Below are 471 nucleotides of genomic sequence, written 5' to 3'. Positions count from 1 at the left end.
AATCCTTAAGTTGATGGATGTGGGGTATTTCCACATCGCTATCAAGTTAAGAAATACATTCTTCCCCAAAACGAAAAAAATGAACTAAATTTCTATGGACAACTATGAAAGGATGAAATTTTCGTCATGGGGATACTTCAAAATCCTAGGTTAATGGGCATGGGGCGATACCCCACATCCATCAACTTAAGGTATATTTTTATATAAAACGTGGTCTTTTCACGTAGTATTTTATTATCGTTTATAGATGTTATAAAAGTAGGCATATCAAATAAACCCTAACGGGTTTGAATTTTTTTACTATGCTACCTGATGAGTAGAAGTGGTATACTCATACACAACGCCCAAAATATCAAAGACTGTTTTTTTCTCATATCTGTGAGATTTTTGTCCGTTTCGCTGTAGGAGGTTAAACAGACGAAGGAGAATCTTTGATAATTCTTGGGTGTTTTTATGTAATGCTTGATGAAA

Annotated in this window: 1 pseudogene; it reads right to left on the bottom strand. The window is 34.2% G+C overall.

Annotated features, from left to right (window positions below):
* Window positions 1-300: 300 nt before the first annotated feature.
* Window positions 301-471, bottom strand: a pseudogene (locus tag VK90_RS30055) (IS4 family transposase); the annotation flags it as partial.

Source organism: Bacillus sp. LK2 (assembly GCF_001043575.1).
Classification (GTDB): domain Bacteria; phylum Bacillota; class Bacilli; order Bacillales; family Bacillaceae_G; genus Bacillus_A; species Bacillus_A paramycoides.
This window is presented reverse-complemented; position numbering and strand designations above follow the sequence as displayed.